Source organism: Pseudomonas lini, from assembly GCF_030812475.1.
Lineage (GTDB): Bacteria > Pseudomonadota > Gammaproteobacteria > Pseudomonadales > Pseudomonadaceae > Aquipseudomonas > Aquipseudomonas lini_A.
Map to the genome: position 1 here is coordinate 16,106 of NZ_JAUSSR010000015.1, position 24,714 is coordinate 40,819.

The 24,714-nt window shown below is 56.1% G+C and carries 35 protein-coding genes; 34 read left to right on the forward strand and 1 reads right to left on the reverse strand.

Annotation, left to right across the window (positions count from 1 at the left end; all coding sequences use genetic code 11):
- The first annotated feature begins 5 nt into the window (after positions 1–5).
- The 32 genes from fusA to bfr all read left to right on the forward strand — a co-directional run bounded on the left by fusA (position 6) and on the right by bfr (position 19,510).
- Complete coding sequence (gene fusA / locus J2W17_RS25200) at positions 6–2,111, forward strand: elongation factor G (protein WP_150582440.1); 2,106 nt, start codon at positions 6–8, stop codon at positions 2,109–2,111.
- Positions 2,112–2,143: 32 nt separating this feature from the next.
- Entirely contained in the window at positions 2,144–3,337 is a 1,194-nt protein-coding gene (tuf, locus tag J2W17_RS25205; RefSeq protein WP_007896660.1) for an elongation factor Tu, read from the forward strand.
- 157 nt (positions 3,338–3,494) lie between these two features.
- Complete coding sequence (gene rpsJ, locus J2W17_RS25210; RefSeq protein ID WP_003186070.1) at positions 3,495–3,806, forward strand: 30S ribosomal protein S10; 312 nt, start codon at positions 3,495–3,497, stop codon at positions 3,804–3,806.
- An 80-nt stretch (positions 3,807–3,886) separates the two neighbouring features.
- Complete coding sequence (gene rplC / locus J2W17_RS25215) at positions 3,887–4,522, forward strand: 50S ribosomal protein L3 (protein WP_003186059.1); 636 nt, start codon at positions 3,887–3,889, stop codon at positions 4,520–4,522.
- Positions 4,523–4,534: 12 nt separating this feature from the next.
- Positions 4,535–5,137 carry a 50S ribosomal protein L4 gene (rplD, locus tag J2W17_RS25220; protein WP_007896707.1) on the forward strand — a complete coding sequence of 201 codons (603 nt, stop codon included), beginning with the start codon at positions 4,535–4,537 and terminating at the stop codon, positions 5,135–5,137.
- Positions 5,134–5,433, forward strand: coding sequence for a 50S ribosomal protein L23 (gene rplW / locus J2W17_RS25225; RefSeq protein WP_002555488.1), 300 nt, complete (start codon positions 5,134–5,136; stop codon positions 5,431–5,433). The genes rplD and rplW overlap by 4 nt, the downstream gene beginning before the upstream one ends.
- 14 nt (positions 5,434–5,447) lie before the next feature.
- Positions 5,448–6,272: a 50S ribosomal protein L2 gene (rplB, locus tag J2W17_RS25230; RefSeq protein WP_003210080.1), complete on the forward strand. Its 825-nt coding sequence runs from the start codon at positions 5,448–5,450 to the stop codon at positions 6,270–6,272.
- Between the two features lie 16 nt (positions 6,273–6,288).
- Positions 6,289–6,564, forward strand: coding sequence for a 30S ribosomal protein S19 (gene rpsS, locus J2W17_RS25235; protein WP_002555486.1), 276 nt, complete (start codon positions 6,289–6,291; stop codon positions 6,562–6,564).
- Between the two features lie 13 nt (positions 6,565–6,577).
- Positions 6,578–6,910, forward strand: a complete 333-nt coding sequence (gene rplV / locus J2W17_RS25240; RefSeq protein ID WP_003103908.1) for a 50S ribosomal protein L22 — start codon at positions 6,578–6,580, stop codon at positions 6,908–6,910.
- A 13-nt stretch (positions 6,911–6,923) separates the two neighbouring features.
- Positions 6,924–7,610, forward strand: coding sequence for a 30S ribosomal protein S3 (rpsC, locus tag J2W17_RS25245; protein WP_003176422.1), 687 nt, complete (start codon positions 6,924–6,926; stop codon positions 7,608–7,610).
- Between the two features lie 12 nt (positions 7,611–7,622).
- Complete coding sequence (rplP, locus tag J2W17_RS25250) at positions 7,623–8,036, forward strand: 50S ribosomal protein L16 (RefSeq protein ID WP_007943783.1); 414 nt, start codon at positions 7,623–7,625, stop codon at positions 8,034–8,036.
- Positions 8,036–8,227 carry a 50S ribosomal protein L29 gene (gene rpmC, locus J2W17_RS25255; RefSeq protein ID WP_008030901.1) on the forward strand — a complete coding sequence of 64 codons (192 nt, stop codon included), beginning with the start codon at positions 8,036–8,038 and terminating at the stop codon, positions 8,225–8,227. The genes rplP and rpmC overlap by 1 nt, the downstream gene beginning before the upstream one ends.
- A gap of 2 nt (positions 8,228–8,229) precedes the next feature.
- Positions 8,230–8,496 (forward strand): 30S ribosomal protein S17, encoded by a 267-nt coding sequence (rpsQ, locus tag J2W17_RS25260; protein WP_003176419.1) that lies wholly within the window; start codon positions 8,230–8,232, stop codon positions 8,494–8,496.
- 23 nt (positions 8,497–8,519) lie between these two features.
- Positions 8,520–8,888 (forward strand): 50S ribosomal protein L14, encoded by a 369-nt coding sequence (gene rplN / locus J2W17_RS25265; RefSeq protein ID WP_002555479.1) that lies wholly within the window; start codon positions 8,520–8,522, stop codon positions 8,886–8,888.
- A gap of 11 nt (positions 8,889–8,899) precedes the next feature.
- Positions 8,900–9,214, forward strand: coding sequence for a 50S ribosomal protein L24 (rplX, locus tag J2W17_RS25270; RefSeq protein ID WP_003176416.1), 315 nt, complete (start codon positions 8,900–8,902; stop codon positions 9,212–9,214).
- 22 nt (positions 9,215–9,236) lie between these two features.
- Complete coding sequence (gene rplE / locus J2W17_RS25275) at positions 9,237–9,776, forward strand: 50S ribosomal protein L5 (protein WP_003176415.1); 540 nt, start codon at positions 9,237–9,239, stop codon at positions 9,774–9,776.
- A gap of 13 nt (positions 9,777–9,789) precedes the next feature.
- Positions 9,790–10,095: a 30S ribosomal protein S14 gene (gene rpsN, locus J2W17_RS25280; protein WP_003176414.1), complete on the forward strand. Its 306-nt coding sequence runs from the start codon at positions 9,790–9,792 to the stop codon at positions 10,093–10,095.
- A 210-nt stretch (positions 10,096–10,305) separates the two neighbouring features.
- Positions 10,306–10,698: a 30S ribosomal protein S8 gene (gene rpsH, locus J2W17_RS25285; protein WP_003186040.1), complete on the forward strand. Its 393-nt coding sequence runs from the start codon at positions 10,306–10,308 to the stop codon at positions 10,696–10,698.
- A gap of 12 nt (positions 10,699–10,710) precedes the next feature.
- A complete protein-coding gene (gene rplF, locus J2W17_RS25290; protein ID WP_003176412.1) occupies positions 10,711–11,244 on the forward strand; it encodes a 50S ribosomal protein L6 in 534 nt (177 codons plus the stop codon).
- A 10-nt stretch (positions 11,245–11,254) separates the two neighbouring features.
- Positions 11,255–11,605 (forward strand): 50S ribosomal protein L18, encoded by a 351-nt coding sequence (rplR, locus tag J2W17_RS25295; protein WP_003186037.1) that lies wholly within the window; start codon positions 11,255–11,257, stop codon positions 11,603–11,605.
- A 3-nt stretch (positions 11,606–11,608) separates the two neighbouring features.
- A complete protein-coding gene (gene rpsE, locus J2W17_RS25300) occupies positions 11,609–12,109 on the forward strand; it encodes a 30S ribosomal protein S5 (protein WP_007943782.1) in 501 nt (166 codons plus the stop codon).
- Positions 12,110–12,111: 2 nt separating this feature from the next.
- A complete protein-coding gene (gene rpmD, locus J2W17_RS25305) occupies positions 12,112–12,288 on the forward strand; it encodes a 50S ribosomal protein L30 (RefSeq protein ID WP_003186033.1) in 177 nt (58 codons plus the stop codon).
- A gap of 3 nt (positions 12,289–12,291) precedes the next feature.
- Positions 12,292–12,729, forward strand: coding sequence for a 50S ribosomal protein L15 (gene rplO / locus J2W17_RS25310; protein WP_064680056.1), 438 nt, complete (start codon positions 12,292–12,294; stop codon positions 12,727–12,729).
- Complete coding sequence (secY, locus tag J2W17_RS25315; protein WP_064680055.1) at positions 12,730–14,058, forward strand: preprotein translocase subunit SecY; 1,329 nt, start codon at positions 12,730–12,732, stop codon at positions 14,056–14,058.
- Between the two features lie 30 nt (positions 14,059–14,088).
- On the forward strand, positions 14,089–14,205 hold the full coding sequence (gene rpmJ / locus J2W17_RS25320) for a 50S ribosomal protein L36 (protein ID WP_002555468.1): 117 nt from the start codon (positions 14,089–14,091) through the stop codon (positions 14,203–14,205).
- Positions 14,206–14,334: 129 nt separating this feature from the next.
- The gene (gene rpsM, locus J2W17_RS25325) at positions 14,335–14,691 is read left to right on the forward strand and encodes a 30S ribosomal protein S13 (protein WP_003186020.1); all 357 of its coding nucleotides are present in this window, start codon (positions 14,335–14,337) and stop codon (positions 14,689–14,691) included.
- Between the two features lie 30 nt (positions 14,692–14,721).
- Complete coding sequence (rpsK, locus tag J2W17_RS25330) at positions 14,722–15,111, forward strand: 30S ribosomal protein S11 (RefSeq protein ID WP_002555466.1); 390 nt, start codon at positions 14,722–14,724, stop codon at positions 15,109–15,111.
- Positions 15,112–15,129: 18 nt separating this feature from the next.
- Positions 15,130–15,750 carry a 30S ribosomal protein S4 gene (rpsD, locus tag J2W17_RS25335; protein WP_003210056.1) on the forward strand — a complete coding sequence of 207 codons (621 nt, stop codon included), beginning with the start codon at positions 15,130–15,132 and terminating at the stop codon, positions 15,748–15,750.
- Positions 15,751–15,772: 22 nt separating this feature from the next.
- Entirely contained in the window at positions 15,773–16,774 is a 1,002-nt protein-coding gene (locus J2W17_RS25340; RefSeq protein ID WP_003186012.1) for a DNA-directed RNA polymerase subunit alpha, read from the forward strand.
- 42 nt (positions 16,775–16,816) lie between these two features.
- Positions 16,817–17,203, forward strand: a complete 387-nt coding sequence (gene rplQ, locus J2W17_RS25345; protein WP_008145500.1) for a 50S ribosomal protein L17 — start codon at positions 16,817–16,819, stop codon at positions 17,201–17,203.
- 238 nt (positions 17,204–17,441) lie between these two features.
- Positions 17,442–18,896, forward strand: coding sequence for a catalase (locus J2W17_RS25350; protein ID WP_307341103.1), 1,455 nt, complete (start codon positions 17,442–17,444; stop codon positions 18,894–18,896).
- A 149-nt stretch (positions 18,897–19,045) separates the two neighbouring features.
- On the forward strand, positions 19,046–19,510 hold the full coding sequence (gene bfr, locus J2W17_RS25355) for a bacterioferritin (protein ID WP_059402166.1): 465 nt from the start codon (positions 19,046–19,048) through the stop codon (positions 19,508–19,510).
- Between the two features lie 189 nt (positions 19,511–19,699).
- Here bfr and uvrA read toward each other — a convergent pair whose 3' ends face one another.
- On the reverse strand, positions 19,700–22,534 hold the full coding sequence (gene uvrA, locus J2W17_RS25360; RefSeq protein WP_064680053.1) for an excinuclease ABC subunit UvrA: 2,835 nt from the start codon (positions 22,532–22,534) through the stop codon (positions 19,700–19,702).
- A 191-nt stretch (positions 22,535–22,725) separates the two neighbouring features.
- Between uvrA and J2W17_RS25365 the strand changes: the two genes are divergently transcribed.
- The gene (locus tag J2W17_RS25365) at positions 22,726–24,123 is read left to right on the forward strand and encodes an MFS transporter (protein ID WP_307341109.1); all 1,398 of its coding nucleotides are present in this window, start codon (positions 22,726–22,728) and stop codon (positions 24,121–24,123) included.
- Between the two features lie 9 nt (positions 24,124–24,132).
- Positions 24,133–24,660: a single-stranded DNA-binding protein gene (locus J2W17_RS25370; RefSeq protein ID WP_010467282.1), complete on the forward strand. Its 528-nt coding sequence runs from the start codon at positions 24,133–24,135 to the stop codon at positions 24,658–24,660.
- Positions 24,661–24,714 lie beyond the last annotated feature (54 nt).

Genomic DNA, 24,714 nt, shown 5'->3' on the forward strand with positions numbered 1-24,714 from the left:
GCTTTATGGCTCGTACTACACCGATTAACCGCTACCGTAACATTGGTATCGTTGCTCACGTGGATGCTGGTAAAACCACCACCACCGAGCGCGTCCTTTTTTACACTGGCAAAAGTCACAAAATGGGCGAGGTGCATGACGGCGCCGCGACCACAGACTGGATGGTGCAGGAGCAGGAGCGTGGTATTACCATTACTTCTGCTGCCATCACCGCCTTCTGGCAGGGTTCCGAGAAGCAGCACAAGGACCAATACCGCTTCAACGTCATCGACACCCCGGGCCACGTTGACTTCACTATTGAAGTTGAACGTTCCCTGCGTGTTCTCGACGGCGCGGTCGTTGTGTTCTGCGGCACCTCGGGCGTTGAGCCTCAGTCGGAAACCGTATGGCGTCAAGCCAACAAGTACGGCGTTCCACGTCTTGTTTACGTAAACAAGATGGACCGTGCCGGTGCGAACTTCCTGCGCGTGATCGGTCAGATCAAGCAGCGTCTGGGTCACACTCCGGTGCCAATCCAGTTGGCTATCGGTTCCGAAGACAACTTCCAGGGTCAGATCGATCTGATGGCCATGGAAGCTGTTTACTGGAATGATTCTGACAAAGGCATGGTTCCAGTTCGCAAGCCTATCCCTGCTGAACTGCAGGAACTGGCTGACGAATGGCGCGGCAACATGGTGGAGGCTGCGGCCGAAGCCAGCGAAGAGCTGATGAACAAGTACCTCGAAGGTGAAGAACTCACCAACGCGGAAATCAAGGCCGCTCTGCGTCAGCGTACTATCGCTGGCGAAATCGTCCTGGCTGTTTGCGGTTCTTCCTTCAAGAACAAGGGTGTTCCCCTGGTTCTCGACGCCGTTATCGATTACCTGCCTGCTCCAACCGACATTCCTGCCATCAAGGGTACTGACCCGGATGACGAGGAAAAGCAAATGGAGCGTCACGCAGATGACAGCGAGCCGTTCTCGGCTCTGGCTTTCAAAATCGCTACCGACCCATTCGTGGGTACCTTGACCTTCGTCCGCGTTTACTCGGGCGTGTTGGCCTCCGGCGACGGCGTGATCAACTCGGTTAAGGGCAAGAAAGAGCGCGTGGGTCGTATGGTGCAAATGCACGCAAACGCCCGTGAAGAAATCAAGGAAGTACGCGCTGGTGACATCGCGGCCTTGATCGGCATGAAGGACGTCACCACTGGCGAAACCTTGTGCAGCGCTGACAAGCCAATCATCCTGGTTCGCATGGACTTCCCGGAGCCGGTTATTTCGGTTGCCGTAGAGCCTAAGACCAAGGACGACCAGGAAAAAATGGGTATCGCTCTGGGCAAGCTTGCTCAGGAAGATCCATCTTTCCGCGTTAAAACCGACGAAGAGACTGGTCAAACGATCATCTCTGGCATGGGCGAGTTGCACCTGGACATCCTGGTTGACCGGATGCGCCGTGAGTTCAACGTCGAAGCCAACATCGGTAAGCCTCAAGTTTCGTACCGTGAGCGCATCACGAAGAACTGCGAAATTGAAGGCAAGTTCGTTCGCCAGTCCGGCGGTCGTGGCCAGTTCGGTCACTGCTGGATTCGCTTTGCTCCTGCTGACGAAGGTCAGGAAGGTCTGCAATTCGTGAACGAAGTAGTGGGTGGTGTGGTTCCTAAGGAATACATCCCGGCTATCCAGAAGGGTATCGAAGAGCAGATGAAGAACGGCGTTGTCGCCGGCTATCCGCTGATCGGCCTGAAGGCTACCGTGTTCGATGGTTCCTACCACGACGTCGACTCCAACGAGATGGCGTTCAAGGTGGCTGCTTCCATGGCGACCAAGCAACTGGCCCAGAAGGGCGGTGGTGAGTTGCTTGAGCCGATCATGGCGGTAGAGGTTGTTACACCTGAAGACTATATGGGTGACGTGATGGGCGACCTTAACCGTCGTCGCGGCATGATCCTGGGTATGGAAGACACGGTCTCCGGCAAAGTAATTCGTGCCGAAGTTCCGTTGGGTGAGATGTTCGGTTATGCGACCGACGTCCGTTCCATGTCCCAAGGTCGCGCAAGCTACTCTATGGAATTCAAAAAATACAATACAGCTCCGTCGCACATCGTCGAAACTGTTACCAAAAAACAAGGCTGATTCAGCCCCCTTTAGGCTAGGAGTTAATTGTCGTGGCTAAAGAAAAATTTGACCGTACCCTCCCGCACGTCAACGTTGGCACCATCGGTCACGTCGACCACGGTAAAACCACGCTGACCGCTGCTCTGACTCGCGTCTGCTCCGAAGTTTTCGGTTCGGCCGTTGTTGCTTTCGACAAGATCGACAGCGCTCCGGAAGAAAAGGCTCGTGGTATCACCATCAACACCGCGCACGTTGAATACAACTCGCTGATCCGTCACTACGCTCACGTTGACTGCCCAGGTCACGCTGACTATGTGAAGAACATGATCACCGGTGCTGCTCAGATGGACGGCGCTATCCTGGTTTGCTCGGCCGCTGATGGTCCGATGCCACAAACCCGTGAGCACATCCTGCTGTCCCGCCAGGTTGGCGTACCGTACATCGTTGTCTTCCTGAACAAGGCTGACATGGTTGACGACGCTGAGCTGCTGGAACTGGTTGAGATGGAAGTGCGCGATCTGCTGAGCACTTACGACTTCCCAGGCGACGACACCCCGATCATCATCGGTTCGGCTCTGATGGCTCTGAACGGCCAAGACGACAACGAAATGGGCACCACTGCCGTTCGTAAACTGGTTGAGACTCTGGACAGCTACATTCCAGATCCAGTCCGTGTTATCGACAAGCCGTTCCTGATGCCAATCGAAGACGTATTCTCGATCTCCGGTCGCGGTACTGTTGTAACTGGCCGTATCGAGCGCGGTATCGTCAAGGTTCAGGATCCACTGGAAATCGTTGGTCTGCGTGACACTACCGTCACCACCTGCACCGGTGTTGAAATGTTCCGTAAGCTGCTCGACGAAGGTCGTGCTGGCGAGAACTGCGGCGTTCTGCTGCGTGGTACCAAGCGTGACGACGTTGAGCGTGGCCAGGTTCTGGTCAAGCCAGGTTCGGTCAAGCCGCACACCAAGTTCGAAGCTGAAGTGTACGTTCTGAGCAAAGAAGAAGGCGGTCGCCACACTCCGTTCTTCAAAGGCTACCGTCCACAGTTCTACTTCCGTACTACTGACGTGACTGGTAACTGCGAACTGCCGGAAGGCGTTGAAATGGTAATGCCAGGCGACAACATCAAAATGGTTGTCACCCTGATCAAGACCATCGCAATGGAAGACGGTCTGCGTTTCGCTATCCGTGAAGGCGGTCGTACCGTCGGCGCTGGCGTCGTAGCCAAAATCATCGAGTAAGCTCTTTTTTGAGTTGGCTTCGATGAGTTGAAGAGGCCCCCGCTCAGCGGGGGCTTTTTTATTGGGTTGACACCCATATGGGGCGTCTATAGAATTGCGCCTCCTTTTAACGGGCGTATTGCGCTCGGTGGGAATAGCAGCCGGAGTCTGAAATCCAATGCAAAATCAGCAAATCCGTATCAGGTTGAAGGCTTTTGACCATCGCCTGATCGACCAATCCACCCAGGAAATCGTGGAAACCGCGAAACGTACTGGTGCTCAAGTGCGTGGTCCAATTCCACTGCCTACCCGTAAAGAGCGGTTCACCGTTCTGGTCTCCCCGCACGTCAACAAAGACGCGCGTGACCAGTACGAGATCCGTACTCATAAGCGCGTACTGGACATCGTCCAGCCAACGGATAAAACCGTTGATGCTCTTATGAAGCTTGATCTTGCGGCCGGTGTGGAAGTGCAGATCAGCCTCGGCTAAGACTCGGTCTTAGTCGTGTAACGCTCTGAAATGGGCGGCCATAGCGGGTGAAAGCCCCGTACACTCATGAGGTTTACAACATGACTATTGGTGTAGTCGGTCGTAAATGCGGTATGACCCGTATTTTCACCGAAGAAGGTGTCTCCATTCCGGTCACGGTCATTGAGATCGAGCCGAATCGCGTCACCCAGTTCAAAACTGAAGAGACCGATGGCTATCGTGCAGTGCAAGTCACTGTCGGCGAGCGTCGTGCTTCGCGTGTAACAGCAGCTCAGGCTGGCCACTTCGCTAAAGCGAACGTTGCCGCTGGTCGTACCGTAATGGAATTCCGCCTTGAAGAAGGCGAGTACCAGGCCGGCGATCTGATCAACGCTGAAATCTTCGCCGCTGGCCAACTGGTTGATGTAACCGGTCAGTCCAAGGGTAAAGGCTTCCAGGGTACGATCAAGCGTTGGAATTTCCGCGGGCAAGATAACACCCACGGTAACTCCGTATCCCACCGCGTTCCAGGCTCTATCGGCCAGTGCCAGACTCCTGGTCGTGTATTCAAGGGCAAAAAAATGTCCGGTCATATGGGCGCTGAGCGCGTGACCGTGCAGTCCCTCGAAGTAGTGCGCGTGGACGCTGAACGCAATCTGTTGTTGGTCAAGGGTGCTGTTCCTGGCGCTACTGGCGGCAACTTGGTTGTACGTCCAGCAGCCAAGGCTCGCGGTTAAGGGGAAGCTGACATGCAATTAAATGTAAATGACGCTCAAGCGATCGAAGTTTCCGAACTGACATTTGGCGGCGAATTCAACGAGACGCTGGTTCACCAAGCAGTCGTGGCCTACATGGCCGGCGGCCGTCAAGGTAGCAAGCAGCAAAAGACCCGTTCCGACGTTCGTGGTGGCGGTAAGCGCCCATGGCGTCAGAAAGGTACTGGCCGTGCTCGTGCCGGTACTATCCGTAGCCCAATCTGGCGTGGCGGCGGTACCACTTTCGCAGCTCGTCCTCAGGATCACACCCAGAAGCTGAACAAGAAGATGTACCGCGCAGCAATGCGTTCCATCCTTGCTGAGCTGGTGCGTACTGATCGTCTGGTAGTGGTTCAGGACTTCGCTGTTGATGCACCGAAGACCAAAGATCTGCTGAACAAACTGACCGGCATGGGCCTGACTGACGTCTTGATCGTGTCTGAAGTTGTTGATCAGAACCTGTACCTGGCTGCTCGTAACCTGCCACACGTTGATGTACGTGACGTGCAAGGTTCCGATCCAGTTAGTCTGATCGCATACGACAAGGTGTTGATCACCGTGTCGGCCGTGAAGAAATTCGAGGAGCTGCTGGGATGAACCAGGAACGCGTATTTAAAGTTCTGCTTGGCCCGCACGTTTCCGAAAAGGCTACGGTTCTGGCTGACAAGAAAGGCCAGTTCGTTTTCAAGGTTGCAACTGACGCAACCAAGCTGGAAATCAAGAAGGCCGTCGAAAGCCTGTTCAGCGTGAAAGTAGAGCGTGTTACTACCCTGAACGTTCTGGGTAAGAGCAAGCGCACTGCTCGCGGTCTGGGCAAGCGTAATGACTGGAAGAAGGCAGTTATCTCCCTTCAGCCAGGCCAAGATCTCGATTTCAGCAGCAGTGCTGAGTAAGGAAGGGGTGCATCATGGCAATCGTTAAATGCAAACCGACTTCCCCTGGCCGCCGTTTTGTGGTCAAGGTGGTCAACCAGGAGCTGCATAAAGGCGCTCCTCACGCACCGCTGCTCGAGAAAAAATCGAAGACTGGTGGTCGTAACAACAATGGTCGCATTACCACTCGTCACATCGGTGGTGGCCATAAGCAGCATTATCGTCTGGTCGATTTCCGTCGCAACGACAAAGATGGCATCGCTGCCACTGTCGAGCGTATCGAATACGATCCAAACCGTACTGCTCACATCGCTCTGCTGCTGTACGCAGATGGCGAGCGTCGCTACATCATCGCCCCTAAAGGCGTGAGTGCTGGCGACCAGCTGATCGCAGGTGCCCTGGCACCGATCAAGCCGGGCAACGCTCTGCAACTGCGTAACATTCCAGTTGGTAGCACCGTACACGGCATCGAATTGAAGCCAGGTAAAGGCGCACAGATCGCTCGTTCCGCTGGTGCTTCGGCTCAGCTGATCGCTCGTGAAGGTGTCTACGTGACCCTGCGTCTGCGTTCTGGTGAGATGCGTAAAGTGCTGGCTGAATGCCGCGCGACCCTGGGTGAAGTCTCGAACTCCGAGCACAGCCTGCGTTCGCTGGGTAAAGCTGGTGCCAAACGCTGGCGTGGCGTTCGCCCAACCGTTCGTGGTGTTGCCATGAACCCGGTTGACCACCCACATGGTGGTGGTGAAGGTCGTACCTCTGGTGGTCGTCATCCGGTATCGCCATGGGGCTTCCCGACTAAGGGCGCGAAGACTCGTGGTAATAAGCGTACCGACAAAATGATCGTCCGTCGTCGCAAGTAAATAGAGGGATACGACAGTGCCACGTTCTCTGAAAAAAGGTCCTTTTATTGATCTTCACCTACTGAAGAAGATCGAAGTGGCGGCGGAAAAGAACGATCGCAAACCGGTGAAAACCTGGTCGCGTCGTTCGATGATCCTGCCACAAATGGTCGGTCTGACCATTGCAGTGCATAACGGTCGTCAACATGTTCCAGTTCTCGTGAACGAAGACATGGTCGGCCACAAACTGGGCGAGTTTGCCGGTACCCGCACATATCGTGGGCACGTGGCAGACAAGAAAGCCAAGCGTTAAGGGGTAAGGAACGATGGAAGTAGCCGCTAAGTTGTCGGGCGCTCGAATCTCCGCCCAGAAAGCCCGCTTGGTCGCCGACCAGATCCGCGGGAAGAAGGTGGGCGAAGCGCTCAACCTGTTGGCTTTCAGCAGTAAGAAAGCCGCCGAGATCATGAAGAAAGTGCTGGAGTCGGCCGTAGCCAACGCCGAGCATAACGAAGGCGCAGACGTTGATGACCTTAAAGTCAGCACCGTTTTCGTCAACGAAGGGCGTTCGCTGAAGCGAATCATGCCACGTGCCAAAGGCCGTGCTGATCGCATCGTCAAGCGGTCTTGCCATATCACTGTCAAGGTTGCTGACAAGTAACGGAGTCGAAGAGATGGGTCAGAAAGTACATCCCATTGGCATTCGCCTGGGAATCGTCAAGGAGCACACCTCCGTCTGGTACGCAGACGGTCGGACTTATGCGGACTATTTGTTCGCTGATCTGAAGGTGCGTGAGTATCTCCAAGACAAACTAAAAAGCGCGTCCGTAAGCCGTATCGATATCCATCGTCCGGCTCAAACTGCACGTATCACCATCCACACCGCTCGTCCAGGTATCGTTATCGGGAAGAAAGGTGAAGATGTTGAGAAACTGCGTCAGGACCTGACCAAGCAAATGGGTGTGCCTGTGCACATCAATATCGAAGAAATCCGCAAGCCGGAACTCGACGGTATGTTGGTTGCGCAGAGCGTAGCTCAGCAGCTGGAGCGTCGCGTAATGTTCCGTCGCGCTATGAAGCGCGCTGTACAGAACGCCATGCGCATTGGTGCCAAAGGCATCAAAATCCAAGTGAGCGGTCGTCTCGGCGGTGCTGAAATCGCACGTACTGAATGGTATCGCGAAGGTCGTGTGCCACTGCACACCCTGCGTGCCGACATCGACTATGCCAACTACGAAGCTCACACCACTTACGGTGTGATCGGTGTAAAGGTTTGGATCTTCAAAGGCGAAGTAATTGGTGGTCGCCAAGAAGAACTGAAACCACAAGCACCAGCGCCTCGTAAAAAAGCTGCTAAGTAAGGGGTACGCCAAATGTTGCAACCAAAGCGTACGAAGTTCCGCAAGCAGATGACTGGCCACAACCGTGGCTTGGCTCAGCGCGGTAGCAAAGTCAGCTTCGGCGAATATGCGCTGAAGTCTGTAGCTCGTGGTCGTCTCACCGCTCGTCAGATCGAGTCAGCGCGTCGTGCACTGACCCGTCACGTTAAACGTGGCGGCAAGATCTGGATCCGTGTATTCCCGGACAAGCCGATCTCCAAAAAGCCCCTCGAAGTTCGGATGGGTAAAGGTAAGGGTTCTGTGGAGTACTGGGTTGCCCAGATTCAGCCAGGCAAAGTCCTGTATGAAATCGAGGGCGTTTCTGAAGAGCTGGCGCGTGAGGCTTTTGCCCTGGCTGCTGCAAAGCTGCCGCTCGCCACCGCTTTTGTTAAACGGACGGTGATGTGATGAAAGCGAACGAACTTCGTGAAAAAGACGCGCCGCAGCTTAACGAGCAACTGCTCGGCCTGCTGCGCGACCAGTTCAATCTGCGCATGCAGAAAGCAACTGGCCAGTTGGGGCAGTCTCACCTGCTCCGGCAAGTTAAGCGTGACATCGCTCGCGTGAAGACTGTGCTCAAACAGCAGGCAGGTAAGTAATCATGGCTGAAGCCGAAAAAACCGTCCGTACGCTGACTGGCCGTGTTGTCAGCGACAAAATGGACAAGACCATCACCGTTCTGATCGAGCGTCGCGTAAAGCACCCGATCTACGGTAAATACGTTAAGCGTTCGACTAAGCTGCACGCGCACGACGAAACCAATCAGTGCCACATCGGCGACAAAGTCACTATTCGTGAAACTCGTCCTTTGGCCAAGACCAAGTCTTGGGCGCTGGTTGATGTTCTCGAACGCGCTGTGGAAGTCTAAGGACTAGGGGTCGGAGAAATTATATGATTCAGACTCAATCCATGCTCGATGTGGCCGATAACAGCGGCGCACGCCGCGTTATGTGCATCAAGGTGCTGGGTGGCTCCCATCGTCGTTACGCTGGTATCGGTGACATCATCAAGGTTACCGTGAAGGAAGCAATTCCTCGCGGTAAAGTGAAAAAAGGCCAAGTGATGACTGCTGTTGTAGTCCGCACTCGTCACGGCGTACGTCGTGCTGATGGCTCCATTATCCGCTTTGATGGCAACGCTGCTGTTCTTCTGAACAACAAGCAAGAGCCGATCGGCACCCGTATCTTTGGGCCAGTGACCCGTGAACTTCGTACTGAGAAGTTCATGAAGATCGTCTCGCTCGCCCCAGAAGTGCTGTAAGGAGATCCGACATGCAAAAGATTCGTCGTGACGACGAGATCATCGTGATCGCCGGCAAAGACAAAGGTAAGCGCGGTAAGGTGCTTAAGGTTCTCGCTAACAACCGTCTGGTTATTGGCGGTCTGAACCTGGTAAAGCGTCATACCAAGCCTAACCCTATGTCGGGCGTGCAAGGCGGTATCGTCGAAAAAGAAGCTCCACTGGATGCTTCTAACGTCGCCATTTTCAACGGCGAAACCAACAAGGCTGATCGCGTTGGTTTCAAAGTAGAAGACGGCAAGAAAATTCGTGTCTTCAAGTCGACCCAAAAAGCGGTTGATGCTTGAACACTGCTAGGTAGATGAGACCATGGCACGACTAAAAGAGATTTACTGGAAGGAAATCGCACCGAAGCTTAAGGAAGAACTTAAGCTTTCGAACGTGATGGAAGTTCCACGCGTTACAAAAATCACCCTGAACATGGGTCTGGGCGAAGCGGTCGGTGACAAAAAAGTCATCGAGCACGCTGTTGCCGACCTGGAAAAGATCACCGGTCAGAAAGTCGTTGTGACTTACGCTCGGAAATCCATCGCTGGCTTTAAAGTCCGTGAAGGTTGGCCGATCGGCGTCAAAGTGACCCTGCGCCGTGAGCGTATGTACGAATTCCTGGATCGTCTGCTGTCGATCTCCCTGCCTCGGGTTCGCGACTTCCGCGGCCTGAATGCCAAGTCCTTCGATGGTCGTGGTAACTACAGCATGGGCGTTAAAGAGCAGATCATCTTCCCGGAAATCGACTACGACAAGATCGATGCTCTCCGCGGTCTGGACATTACCCTGACCACCACTGCCAAGAACGATGATGAAGGTCGCGCCCTGTTGCGTGCTTTCAAATTCCCGTTCCGCAACTGATTGGAGTAGGAAAATGGCCAAGATGAGCATGAAAAACCGCGAGCTGAAGCGTCAGCTCACGGTTGCCAAGTACGCCAAGAAGCGTGCAGCACTGAAAGCTATCATCGTGGATCTGAACGCAAGTCCAGAAGCACGTTGGGAAGCTACAGTTGCTCTGCAGAAGCAGCCACGTGACGCAAGCGCTTCGCGCATGCGTAACCGCTGCCGCCTGACCGGTCGTCCACACGGCGTTTACCGCAAGTTCGGCCTCGGCCGTAACAAACTGCGTGAAGCTGCAATGCGTGGTGACGTACCTGGTCTGGTTAAAGCCAGCTGGTAAGCACTGTCAAAGTCTCGGTGTCCAGGATCGCAAGATCCTGACCACCGGTGACCTTGAACTTGAATCAAGCCCCTTTTGGGGCTTGATTCATTTGTGGGGTGTGTCTAGAATACCCGGCTCGCCTGAGCCCGTGCTTTTTTCGCATGGATGTACTCGGCGACACGTAGTAGCCGCAAGGCTAATTTTTTGTGTATTAGGAGCGTCTAGCCCATGAGTATGCAGGACCCGTTAGCGGACATGCTAACTCGAATCCGTAATGCCCAGATGGCTGAAAAGTCCGTCGTAAGCATGCCATCTTCTACTTTGAAGGTAGCTGTTGCCAAAGTCCTGAAGGACGAAGGTTACATTGCGGGTTATCAGATCAGCAGCGAAATCAAGCCACTGCTGTCTATCGAGCTGAAATATTTCGAAGGCCGTCCGGTCATCGAAGAAGTGAAGCGCGTTAGCCGTCCAGGCCTGCGTCAGTACAAGTCCGTCGATGATCTGCCGAAAGTTCGTGGCGGTCTCGGTGTGTCTATCGTCTCCACCAACAAAGGTGTGATGACGGATCGTGCTGCGCGCGCTGCCGGTGTCGGCGGCGAAGTTCTTTGCACTGTGTTCTAAGGGGGGATAAGCATGTCACGCGTCGCTAAGAACCCCGTTAAGCTGCCAGCCGGTGTCGAAGTCAAATTCGCAGGCCAACAGCTTTCGGTGAAGGGTGCCAAGGGCACTCTCGAACTGAACATCCATTCGTCCGTTGAGATTGTTGAAGAAGCCGGTGAGCTGCGTTTCGCTGCTCGCAATGGCGATCAACAGACTCGCGCAATGGCTGGTACCACTCGTGCGTTGGTAAACAACATGGTCCAAGGCGTAAGCCAAGGCTTCGAGCGCAAGCTCCAGCTGGTCGGTGTTGGTTACAAAGCGCAAGCAAAAGGCACAGTGCTGAACCTGGCTCTTGGCTTCTCGCACCCAGTGGATTATGAACTGCCGGAAGGCATCACCGCTGAGACTCCTAGCCAGACCGATATCCTGATCAAGGGCATCGATAAGCAGCTGGTAGGTCAAGTGGCCGCCGAGATCCGCGACTTCCGTCCACCAGAGCCGTACAAAGGCAAAGGTGTGCGCTACGCGGACGAAGTCGTCCGTCGTAAAGAAGCCAAGAAGAAGTAGGGCATAGCAAATGACCGACAAAAAAGTTACTCGACTGCGTCGCGCTCGCAAAGCACGCCTGAAAATGCACGAACTCGAAGTCGTGCGTCTCTGCGTGTTCCGCTCGTCGCAGCACATCTACGCCCAGGTCATTTCGGCCGACGGCAACAAAGTCCTGGCATCTGCCTCGACTTTGGATAAAGAACTGCGTGATGGCGCCACTGGCAACATCGACGCGGCCACTAAGGTTGGCCAGCTGGTCGCTACGCGTGCAAAAGCCGCTGGCGTCTCGCAGGTGGCTTTCGACCGCTCTGGCTTCAAGTACCACGGCCGCGTCAAGGCGCTGGCTGATGCTGCTCGTGAAGCTGGGCTGGAGTTCTAAGTTATGTCAAATAACGACCAAAAGCGCGACGAAGGCTACATCGAGAAGCTGGTTCAAGTTAACCGCGTAGCCAAAACCGTTAAAGGCGGCCGTATCTTCACTTTCACCGCGTTGACCGTGGTGGGTGATGGTAAAGGGCGTGTTGGCTTCGGCCGTGGCAAGTCACGTGAAGTGCCTGCCGCGATCCAGAAGGCAATGGAAGCTGCTCGCCGCAACATGATCCAAGTTGATCTGAACGGCACCACGCTGCAGTACGCAATGAAGTCCGGTCACGGCGCTTCGAAGGTGTACATGCAGCCTGCTTCTGAAGGTACCGGTATCATCGCTGGCGGCGCTATGCGTGCTGTCCTCGAGGTTGCTGGCGTTCAGAACGTTCTGGCCAAGTGCTACGGCTCGACTAACCCGGTAAACGTGGTTCACGCCACTTTCAAAGGTTTGAAGGCCATGCAGTCTCCTGAATCCATTGCCGCCAAGCGTGGCAAAAGCGTCAAGGAGATCTTCTGATCATGGCTACCGTTAAAGTTACGCTGATCAAAAGCATGACCGGCCGCATCCCTAACCACAAACTGTGCGTTAAGGGTCTGGGTCTGCGTCGCATCGGTCACACTGTAGAAGTACTTGATACTCCCGAGAATCGCGGGATGATCAACAAGGCTTACTACATGCTGCGTGTCGAGGGTTAATCGATGAAACTCAATGATCTGAGTCCAGCGCCGGGTTCCCGTCGCGAAAAGCATCGTCCGGGCCGTGGTATCGGTAGTGGTTTGGGCAAGACCGGTGGCCGTGGCCACAAAGGTCAGTCCTCCCGCTCCGGTGGCACCATTGCTCCAGGCTTTGAAGGCGGTCAACAGCCGCTGCATCGTCGCCTGCCGAAATTCGGTTTCGTTTCCCTGAAGGCCATGGACCGCGCAGAAGTGCGTCTGTCCGAGCTGGCTAAAGTGGAAGGTGACATCGTCTCCGTGCAGTCCCTGAAAGATGCCAACGTGATCAACGTCAACGTACAGCGTGTGAAAATCATGCTGTCCGGCGAAGTTACTCGCGCTGTCACCATCGGAAAGGGAATCGGCGCCACCAAAGGTGCGCGTGCGGCTATCGAAGCAGCTGGCGGCAAGTTCGAGGAATAAATGGCTAAGCAAGGTGCTCTCTCTGCGCTCGGCAAAGGCGGTATGTCTGAACTCTGGGCTCGTCTGCGTTTTCTGTTCCTGGCGATTATCGTCTACCGAATAGGCGCACACATCCCGGTTCCAGGTATCAACCCGGACCGACTCGCGGACCTGTTTCGACAGAATGAGGGGACCATTCTTAGCTTGTTCAACATGTTTTCCGGCGGTGCGCTGGAACGGATGAGCATCTTTGCACTGGGGATCATGCCGTACATTTCGGCATCTATCATCATGCAACTGATGTCCGCCGTCAGCCCGCAGCTGGAGCAGTTGAAGAAGGAAGGTGAAGCTGGGCGTCGCAAGATCGCCCAGTACACCCGCTACGGCACTGTCGTCCTCGCTCTTGTTCAGGCCATTGGCATGTCCATTGGGCTGGCGGGGCAGGGCGTATCGTTCACTGGTGACTTTGGCTTCCATTTCGTCGCGGTATCCACTTTTGTGGCTGGTGCGATGTTCATGATGTGGCTGGGTGAGCAGATTACTGAGCGTGGTGTTGGCAACGGTATCTCGATGTTGATTTTCGCAGGTATCGTCGCCGGTCTTCCGAGAGCGATCGGGCAGTCTTTCGAGTCTGCGCGTCAGGGTGATATCAACATTTTCGCCCTGGTTGCCATCGGTTTGCTGGCAGTAGCGATTATCGGTTTCGTGGTGTTCATTGAGCGTGGTCAGCGTCGTATTGCTGTTCACTACGCCAAGCGCCAGCAGGGCCGCAAGGTCTTCGCTGCGCAGACCAGCCACTTGCCGCTGAAGGTGAACATGGCCGGTGTTATTCCGGCCATTTTCGCGAGCAGCATCTTGCTGTTCCCGGCTTCGTTGGGTACCTGGTTCGGCCAGTCCGAAGGTTTGGGCTGGTTGCAGGACATCTCGCAGTCGATCGCTCCTGGTCAGCCGTTGAATATTCTGCTGTTTAGTGCAGGGATTATTTTCTTCTGCTTCTTCTATACGGCGTTGATGTTCAATCCGAAAGACGTAGCGGAAAACCTGAAGAAGTCCGGTGCCTTTATTCCGGGCATCCGTCCAGGCGAGCAGTCTGCGCGCTACATTGATGGCGTTCTGACTCGTTTGACCCTGTTCGGTGCTCTTTACATGACGGCCGTCTGCTTGCTTCCCCAGTTTCTGGTGGTTGCGGCAAACGTACCGTTCTACCTTGGCGGGACCTCGTTGCTGATCGTGGTCGTGGTTGTGATGGACTTCATGTCCCAAGTACAATCGCACCTCGTTTCGCACCAGTACGAATCCCTGATGAAGAAAGCCAACCTGAAGGGCTACGGCAGCGGCATGTTGCGCTGAGTAGCGTCCATAAGGTTCGAGGAGTTGGTGATGAAAGTTCGTGCATCGGTGAAAAAGCTGTGCCGTAACTGCAAGATTATTCGCCGCGAAGGTGTTGTTCGAGTAATTTGCAGCGCGGAACCGCGTCACAAACAGCGCCAAGGCTGAGTGTGATCCGCTTGAAGCCCGGCAGCTAGTGCGCTGCCGGGTTGATTATTTGTTATTACAGCGATATTATCTCGCGCCCTATTTCTTGGCTTCCGGGGCGTAGGTAGCTGTCAATTGGAGTCCCACTGAATGGCCCGTATTGCAGGCGTTAACATTCCAGATAACAAGCACACTGTTATCTCGCTGACCTACATCTATGGTGTTGGTCGCACTACTGCACAGAAAATTTGTGCAGTGACTGGGGTAAACCCAGCCGCAAAGATCAAGGATCTGAGCGACGAGCAGATTGAACAGCTGCGTGGCGAAGTGGCGAAGTTCACCACTGAAGGTGACCTGCGTCGCGAAATCAACATGAAAATCAAGCGTTTGATGGACCTCGGTTGCTATCGCGGTCTGCGTCATCGTCGTGGTCTTCCAGTACGCGGTCAGCGTACCAAGACTAACGCGCGTACCCGTAAAGGTCCGCGTAAGCCGATCCGCAAGTAATCGCCCCAGCGAATCGACAGGAAATTAATCATGGCAAAACCTGCTGCTCGTCCTCGTAAAAAAGTTAAAAAGACAGTGGTTGATGGCATCGCCCACATCCATGCTTCTTTTAACAACACAATCGTGACCATCACCGACCGTCAAGGTAACGCGCTTTCTTGGGCTACCTCCGGTGGTTCGGGTTTCCGCGGTTCCCGCAAGTCCACCCCGTTCGCTGCTCAAGTAGCTGCTGAACGTGCTGGTCAAGCTGCGCTGGAATACGGCCTGAAAAACCTCGACGTTAACGTCAAGGGTCCAGGTCCAGGTCGTGAGTCTGCTGTCCGTGCTTTGAACGGCTGTGGCTATAAGATCGCCAGCATCACCGACGTGACGCCAATCCCGCACAACGGGTGCCGTCCGCCGAAGAAGCGCCGCGTGTAATCCAGGAGATTGTAAAGAATGGCTCGTTACATTGGTCCAAAATGCAAACTCGCTCGTCGCGAAGGCACCGATCTCTTCCTGAAGAGCGGCGTGCGCGCGATCGAATCGAAGTGCAACATTGAAGCAGCACCTGGTATCCACGGCCAACGCCGCGGTCGCCAGTCCGATTACGGCACCCAACTGCGTGAAAAGCAGAAGGTCCGTCGTATCTACGGCGTTCTCGAGCGTCAATTCAGCGGCTACTACAAAGAAGCTGCTGGCAAGAAAGGTGCAACCGGCGAAAACCTGTTGCAACTGCTCGAATGCCGTCTGGACAACGTTGTATACCGTATGGGTTTTGGCTCTACTCGTGCCGAATCCCGTCAGCTGGTATCGCACAAATCCGTCAGCGTTAACGGTCAGACCGTAAACGTACCGTCGTACCAGGTTCGTGCTGGTGACGTGGTCGCGATTCGCGAGAAAGCAAAGAACCAACTTCGCATTGTCCAAGCTCTCGATCTGTGTGCCCAACGTGGCCGCGTAGAATGGGTAGAAGTAGACACTGAGAAGAAGTCGGGCGTTTTCAAGAACGTTCCAGCTCGCAGTGATCTGTCCGCCGACATCAACGAAAGCCTGATTGTCGAGCTCTACTCCAAGTAAGGGCTAGAAAATAGGTGCATCCATGCAGATTTCGGTAAATGAGTTCCTGACACCCCGCCATATTGATGTGCAGGTTGTCAGTCCAACCCGCGCCAAAATCACTCTCGAGCCTCTCGAGCGTGGTTTTGGCCACACCCTGGGCAACGCGCTGCGACGCATCCTGTTGTCCTCAATGCCCGGCTGTGCAGTAGTCGAGGCCGAGATTGACGGTGTGCTCCACGAGTACAGCGCCATCGAAGGTGTACAGGAAGACGTAATTGAAATCCTGTTGAACCTTAAAGGTCTGGCTATCAAGCTGCACGGCCGTGACGAAGTTACGCTGACCTTGTCGAAGAAGGGTTCGGGGGTGGTTACCGCTGCCGATATTCAGCTGGATCATGATGTCGAGATCGTTAACCCCGATCACGTAATCGCTAACCTGGCGTCTAACGGCGCCCTGAACATGAAGCTCACCGTAGCTCGTGGTCGTGGTTATGAACCGGCAGACTCGCGTCAGAGCGATGAAGACGAAAGCCGCAGCATCGGTCGCTTGCAGCTTGATTCTTCGTTCAGCCCGGTTCGCCGTATCGCATACGTGGTGGAAAACGCCCGTGTCGAGCAGCGTACTAACCTGGACAAGCTGGTTATTGATCTGGAAACCAACGGTACCCTGGATCCTGAAGAGGCTATCCGTCGTGCTGCAACCATCCTGCAACAGCAGTTGGCTGCGTTCGTCGACCTCAAAGGTGACAGTGAGCCAGTGGTTGTCGAGCAGGAAGACGAGATCGATCCGATCCTGCTTCGCCCGGTTGACGATCTGGAACTGACTGTACGTTCGGCTAACTGCCTTAAGGCGGAAAACATCTACTACATCGGTGACCTGATTCAGCGTACCGAAGTAGAGCTGTTGAAGACTCCGAACCTTGGCAAGAAATCCTTGACTGAAATCAAGGACGTTCTGGCCTCCCGCGGTCTGTCCCTCGGCATGCGCCTCGACAACTGGCCGCCTGCAAGTCTTAAGAAGGACGACAAGGCGACTGCCTGATCGTCGTAATCACCGAACGTTGTGTTTGGTAAGGAATGAACCATGCGTCATCGTAAAAGTGGTCGTCACCTGAGCCGCACTAGCTCGCACCGCAAGGCCATGTTTCAAAACATGGCAGTGTCGCTGTTCGAGCACGAGCTGATCAAAACTACACTGCCAAAAGCTAAAGAACTGCGTCGCGTTGCTGAGCCGCTGATCACTTTGGCCAAGACAGACAGCCTGGCTAACCGCCGTCTGGCTTTCGACCGTACTCGTTCGAAAGCTATCGTTGGTAAGCTCTTCAACGACCTGGGCAAGCGTTACGCTACCCGTGAGGGTGGCTACCTGCGCATCCTCAAGTGCGGCTTCCGCACTGGCGACAACGCGCCTATGGCGTACGTCGAGTTGGTTGATCGTCCTGCCGGTGGTGAAGCTGTATCCGCTGAGTAAGACGTCAGTCTGAAACAAAGAACCGGGCCTCGCGCCCGGTTTTTTGTGTCTGCAGGAAACGCGCTTTTTGTACAAGCGTCCCTGCGGATCATGCCGTCATGATGCGAACGGGAATGTTGGTAGTATTTTTCTATTGATCTCCACAGCTTAATGAATTTGTAGCTTTACTGATCAATGGTCAATACTCCGTCCCAAGCCGATTAGCCGGCAGTTCAAGACTGACAAAGGATGAGATCGCATGAGCCAAAGTAAAACGCTTACCACCGCCAGTGGCGCTCCTGTCGCCGATAACCAGAATTCCCGTTCCGCCGGCCCTCGTGGCCCGCTGCTGCTCGACGACTTTCACTTGATCGAGAAGCTTGCCCATTTCAACCGTGAAAACATCCCTGAGCGCCGTGTACACGCCAAAGGCTCGGGTGCTTACGGTACGTTCACCGTGACACGCGACATCACCGAGTACACCAGCGCCAAGCTGTTTGAGTCCGTTGGCAAGCAAACCCCGACCTTCCTGCGGTTCTCCACCGTCGGCGGTGAGCGCGGCTCGGCCGACACTGAGCGCGACCCACGCGGCTTCGCCCTGAAGTTCTATACCGAGGAAGGTAACTGGGACATTGTCGGCAACAACACGCCGGTATTCTTCATCCGTGACCCACTCAAATTCCCCGACTTCATCCACACCCAAAAGCGCCTGCCGCAAAGCAACCTGAAAAGTGCGCAGATGATGTGGGACTTCTGGTCGCATTCGCCTGAGGCGCTGCACCAGGTGACTATCCTGTTCTCGGACCGGGGCATTCCTGACGGCTATCGTCACATGCACGGCTTCGGTAGCCACACCTACAGCCTGATCAGCGCCAATGGCGAGCGGCACTGGGTGAAATGGCACTACAAGACCCAACAAGGGATCAAGAACCTGGCGCCGGCAGAGGCGGCACGCTTGGCCGGTACCGATCCGGATTACGCACAGCGTGACCTGTTCGAAGCCATCGAGCGCGGTGATTTTCCTAAATGGCGCGTATGCATTCAGATCATGACCGAGGCCCAAGCTGCGGCGCACTATGAGAATCCTTTCGACGTGACCAAGACCTGGTCGCAGAAAGAGTTTCCGCTGATCGAAGTCGGAGAGCTGGAACTCAACCGCAATCCGCTGAATTACTTCGCTGAAGTGGAGCAGGCTGCGTTCGGTCCGAGCAACATGGTACCCGGCGTCGGGCTGTCGCCAGACCGTATGCTGCAAGGTCGGGTGTTCGCTTACGCAGATGCTCACCGCTACCGTATCGGCACCAACCACCAGCAACTGCCGGTGAACGCGCCTCGCAGTCCGGTGAACAGCTACCAGCGTGATGGGTCGATGGCGTTCGGCACCAATGGCGGTGCGGCACCTAACTATGAGCCCAACAGCTACGTCGAGTCGCCCAAGCAGGCACCTCGTTATGCCGAGCCCGCTCTGCCCCTGAACGGCGCGGCGGATCGTTACGATCACCGCGAAGATACCGATTACTACAGCCACGCCGGTGCGCTGTTCCGTCTGATGAGTGCCGAGCAGCGAACTCTGCTGGTCAACAACATAGCCGGTGCCATGGCAGGTGTTTCCGGTGATCTTATTGACCGCCAGTTGCAGCATTTCTTCAGGGCCGACCAGGCGTATGGAGAAGCAATCGCAAAGGCCTTGGGTGTACAGCTTAACGAAGTCTAAACGAGAAGCAGAACCGCCCTCATTTGGGCGGTTTTTGCGTTATTTAAGCTGCTTTTCTCAGAATATCTTCGCTTTTATAGCGTCAAGTGAGTGACCTTGCGCTCAGGTTGGTTCAAACTACAGACTTTAAAGCAGGGAGATGTAGGGCGATGCAAGGCCACCCAGACGTAATCGATTACCTCAACACGTTGCTGACCGGCGAGCTGGCGGCGCGTGATCAATATTTCATCCATTCGCGGATGTACGAGGACTGGGGTTTCACCGAGCTCTACGAACGTATCAACCACGAGATGGAAGAAGAAGCAGGGCACGCCGATGCCTTGATGCGCCGAATCCTGATGTTGGAAGGCACGCCACGTATGCGTCCGGATGACCTGGATGTCGGTACCACCGTGCCCGACATGCTCGCTGCCGACCTGCGCCTGGAATACAAAGTGCGCGCGGCACTCTGCAAGGGCATTGAGCTCTGCGAGCAACACAAAGACTACGTCAGCCGCGAGATGCTGCGTATTCAGCTCAATGACACCGAAGAAGATCACACCTACTGGCTTGAGAAGCAGCTGGGTCTGATCAAGCTGATCGGACTGGAGAATTACCTGCAATCGCAGTTCTGAATTTCCGGAACCTGAAGATCGCCTGTACCTGTAGGAGCGAGCTTGCTCGCGATGGACTACAGAACGCCGCGTATATTCATGGATCACGCATTATCGTCAACCACCATCGCGAGCAAGCTCGCTCCTACAGTCGATACAAAAAAGCCCCTGTCACTGTTAAAGTGACAGGGGCTTTTTCATCGGCCTGATTCAGGCCCTGTCGCGCTCCAGCAGCGGCTTGAGGTAGAAGCCGGTATGCGATTGCTTCATCTCGGACACTTCCTCCGGTGTACCGACGGCAATGATCTGCCCGCCCTTGGAGCCGCCTTCCGGCCCCAAGTCCACCAACCAGTCGGCTGTCTTGATAACGTCAAGGTTGTGCTCGATGACGACCACGGTATTACCGTGATCGCGCAGACGATGCAGGACGTCCAGCAGTTGCTGGATATCCGCGAAGTGCAGGCCGGTGGTCGGCTCATCAAGGATGTACAGCGTCTTGCCAGTATCACGCTTGGACAATTCCCGGGACAATTTCACCCGCTGGGCTTCGCCGCCCGACAGCGTTGTCGCCGATTGCCCCAGCTTGATGTACGACAGGCCCACGTCCATCAGCGTCTGAAGCTTGCGCGCCAACGCCGGCACCGCGTCGAAGAACACCCGGGCTTCCTCGATGGTCATCTCCAGGGTTTCGTGAATGCTCTTGCCCTTGTACTTGATCTCCAGCGTTTCGCGGTTGTAGCGCTTGCTCTTGCAGACGTCGCACGGGACGTAGATGTCCGGCAGGAAGTGCATTTCTACCTTGATCAGGCCATCGCCCTGGCAGGCCTCGCAGCGCCCACCCTTCACGTTGAAAGAGAATCGCCCTGGACCGTATCCACGGGAGCGGGATTCCGGCACGCCGGCGAACAGTTCGCGAATCGGCGTGAACAGCCCGGTATAGGTCGCCGGGTTGGAGCGCGGCGTGCGACCGATCGGGCTCTGGTCGATGTCGACCACCTTGTCCAGATGCTCGAGGCCCTTGATGCTGTCGTGGGCGGCAGCCTCCAGGGTCGTGGCACCGTTGAGTGCCGTGGCGCTCAACGGAAACAGCGTGTTGTTGATCAGCGTCGACTTGCCCGAACCGGACACGCCGGTCACGCAGGTGAGCAGGCCGATCGGGATGTCCAGGTCGACATCGCGCAAGTTGTTGCCGCGAGCGCCCTTGAGCGACAGCGACAATTTTTTATTTCGTGGAGTGCGTTTGGCTGGGACGGCGATCTTCACCCGTCCCGACAGATACTTGCCCGTCAGCGAGTCAGGGTGAGCCATGACCTCGGCCGGCGTGCCTTCGGCGACGATATGCCCGCCGTGCACGCCAGCGCCAGGGCCAATGTCGACCACGTAGTCGGCCAGGCGAATCGCATCTTCGTCGTGCTCGACCACAATGACCGTGTTGCCGATATCCCGAAGGTGCTTGAGCGTACCGAGCAACCGGTCATTGTCCCGCTGGTGCAGGCCAATCGACGGCTCATCGAGGATGTACAGAACCCCCACCAGGCCGGCACCGATCTGGCTGGCCAAGCGAATCCGCTGGGCCTCACCGCCAGACAGCGTATCCGCACTGCGATCCAGCGATAGATAATCAAGGCCCACGTTAACCAGGAACTGCAGGCGCTCGCGGATTTCCTTGAGAATCTTGTCGGCAATTTCGCCGCGGCGACCGGTCAGCTTCAGCACGCCAAAATATTCGCACGCATCGCCGATCGGCAGATTGGTCACCGCCGGCAGCGTTTTCTCGCCGACCCAAACGTGCCGCGCTTCACGACGCAGACGGGTGCCACGGCAGTCCGGGCAGGGCTGGGTGCTGAGGAACTTGGCCAGTTCCTCACGGACCGAAGCCGACTCGGTTTCGCGGTAGCGACGCTCGAGGTTCGGCACGATGCCTTCGAACGGGTGCGAACGTTTGACGATGTCGCCACGGTCGTTCAGGTACTTGAAATCGACGTTTTGCGAGCCACTGCCATGCAGGATGAATTTCTGCTGGTCGGCCGGCAGTTCGTTGAATGGCACTTCCAGGCTGAATTTGTAATGCGAGGCCAGCGACCCGAGCATCTGGAAGTAGTAGACGTTGCGCCTGTCCCAGCCGCGAATCGCACCTTCGGCCAGGGTCAGTTCGCCATTGACCAGTCGCTTGATGTCGAAGAACTGCTTCACCCCCAGGCCATCGCAGGTCGGGCAAGCACCGGCCGGGTTGTTGAAAGAGAACAGCTTGGGTTCGAGCTCGCTGATGGCGTGGCCGCAGATCGGGCAGGCGAAGCGCGCGGAGAAGATGATCTCTTCGCCGGGCTCGTCGTCCATCGGCGCCACCAGCGCAATGCCGTCCGCCAGCTTCAGCGCGGTCTCGAACGACTCGGCCAGACGCTGTTGCAGATCGGCGCGCACCTTGAAGCGGTCGACCACCACATCGATCGTGTGCTTCTTCTGTTTATCCAGCTTCGGCAACTCGTCCAGCTCGCACAGCCTGCCGTTGACCCGGGCCCGGACGAAGCCTTGTGCGCGCAGCTCTTCGAAAACCGACAGATGTTCGCCTTTACGCTCGCGGATCACCGGGGCCAACAGCATCAGCTTGCTGCCCTCCGGCTGCGCGAGGACCAGGTCGACCATCTGGCTGACGGTCTGGGCTTCCAGCGGAATGTCGTGATCCGGGCAGCGCGGAATGCCCACGCGAGCATAAAGCAGGCGCAGGTAGTCGTAGATTTCAGTGATGGTGCCGACCGTCGAACGCGGGTTGTGCGAGGTCGATTTCTGTTCGATGGAAATGGCTGGCGACAAGCCTTCGATAGTGTCGACGTCCGGCTTTTCCATCATCGAGAGGAACTGCCGGGCGTAGGCCGACAGCGATTCGACGTAGCGGCGCTGGCCCTCGGCGTAGAGCGTGTCGAATGCCAGGGACGATTTGCCGGATCCGGACAGGCCGGTGATAACGATCAGTTTGTCCCGTGGCAGGGTCAGGTCGATGTTCTTCAGGTTGTGGGTTCGGGCCCCACGAATCAGGATCTTGTCCAAAGTGGCCTCGCTTGGCGGGCGTCGAAAACGTAGGAGTATACGGCCAAATACTGGATGGATGCACACTATCAAACGAGCGGATTGTTGCCTTGCATGAAGAGTCTGTCAGCGAAGCGCGTCAAAGCGTCGCGATATACCCCGTCAACCGATGGGACTGGTAGAATCGCCGCCGGTTCACATGAGGTTTTTCCATGCACGATCCCCACAGCGAACGCATGAGTGGCAGTGAGACACGCGCAGCGAGCGGTCTGGCCCTGGTGTTCGCGTTCCGTATGCTTGGCATGTTCATGGTGTTGCCGGTACTGGCGACCTATGGCATGGATCTGGCGGGAGCGACCCCGGCCCTCATCGGGCTGGCGATTGGCGCTTATGGCCTGACCCAGGCGATCTTCCAGATTCCTTTCGGTTTCATTTCCGACCGCATCGGCCGCCGACCGGTGATTTACCTGGGATTGATAGTCTTCGCCCTCGGCAGCGTGCTGGCGGCCAATGCCGATTCGATCTGGGGCGTGATCGCCGGACGCATCCTGCAAGGCGCCGGGGCGATTTCGGCGGCGGTGATGGCGCTGTTGTCGGACCTGACCCGGGAACAGCACCGGACCAAGGCGATGGCCATGATCGGCATGACCATAGGCCTGTCTTTCGCTGTCGCCATGGTGGTGGGGCCGCTGCTGACGCGCGCCTTCGGTCTGTCCGGGCTGTTCCTGGCCACGGGCGGCATGGCGCTGTTCGGCATCCTGATCGTGATGTTCATGGTGCCGCGCTCCACCGGACCGTTGCAGCACCGCGAGTCCGGTGTCGCGCGACAGGCGCTGCTGCCGACGCTCAAGCACCCGGACCTGCTGCGCCTGGACCTGGGCATTTTTGTGTTGCACGCGATGTTGATGTCGAGCTTCGTTGCATTGCCCCTGGCCTTGGTCGAAAAGGCCGGTCTGCCCAAGGAGCAGCACTGGTGGGTGTACCTGACCGCGCTGCTGATTTCCTTCTTCGCCATGATCCCGTTCATCATCTACGGCGAGAAGAAACGCAAAATGAAACGAGTTTTATTGGGCGCAGTGCTGACGCTGATGCTCACTGAGCTATTCTTCTGGCAGTTCGGCGATAGCTTGCGGGCTCTGGTGATCGGAACGGTGGTGTTCTTTACCGCGTTCAACTTGCTGGAAGCTTCATTGCCATCGCTGATCAGCAAGGTTTCACCGGCAGGCGGCAAAGGTACGGCGATGGGGGTTTATTCCACCAGCCAGTTCCTCGGTTCGGCGTTGGGCGGGATCCTCGGCGGCTGGCTGTTCCAGCATGGCGGTTTGTCGGTTGTCTTCCTTGGATGCGCCGGCCTGGCTGCCCTCTGGTTGGCCTTTGCTGTTACCATGCGCGAACCTCCCTACGTCACGAGCCTGCGCTTGCCGCTGTCGCCCGAGGCAATCCGCGAAGCGGGTCTGGTCGAGCGCCTGATGGCCGTCGTAGGGGTAACAGATGCAGTGATAGTCGCGGATGAAGCGGCCATTTACATCAAATTGGACACAGAACTATTGGATCGCACCACCCTCGAGCGTCTGGTGAACAACCCGGCCGCGACAGCGTGCGAAGCCTAGGAGAACGTTATGGCCCGTGGGGTTAACAAAGTCATATTGGTCGGCACTTGCGGCCAGGATCCCGAAGTTCGCTACCTGCCGAACGGTAACGCCGTGACCAACCTGAGTCTGGCGACCAGCGAACAGTGGACCGACAAGCAAACCGGTCAGAAAGTCGAGAAAACCGAATGGCACCGTGTGTCGATGTTCGGCAAGGTGGCGGAAATCGCCGGCGAATACCTGCGTAAAGGTTCGCAGGTCTACATCGAAGGCAAGCTGCAGACCCGCGAGTGGGAAAAAGACGGTATCAAGCGTTACACCACTGAAATCGTGGTCGATATGCAAGGCACCATGCAATTGCTGGGCGGCCGTCCACAGCAGGGCGATCAACAAGGCGGGGGCAATAACTACCAGCAGTCCGCTCCAGCCCCACGCCAACAGGCTCCGCGTCCACAGCAGTCGGCACCGCAACAGTCGCGCCAGGCTCCGCCTCCACAGCAGGCCGCGCCGCAACCGGCTCCGGATTTCGACAGCTTTGATGATGATATTCCGTTCTAAGAGTCGGCTCAGACTTTCTTGTAAGGTTTAGCCGCGAAACCCCCGATCGGTCCT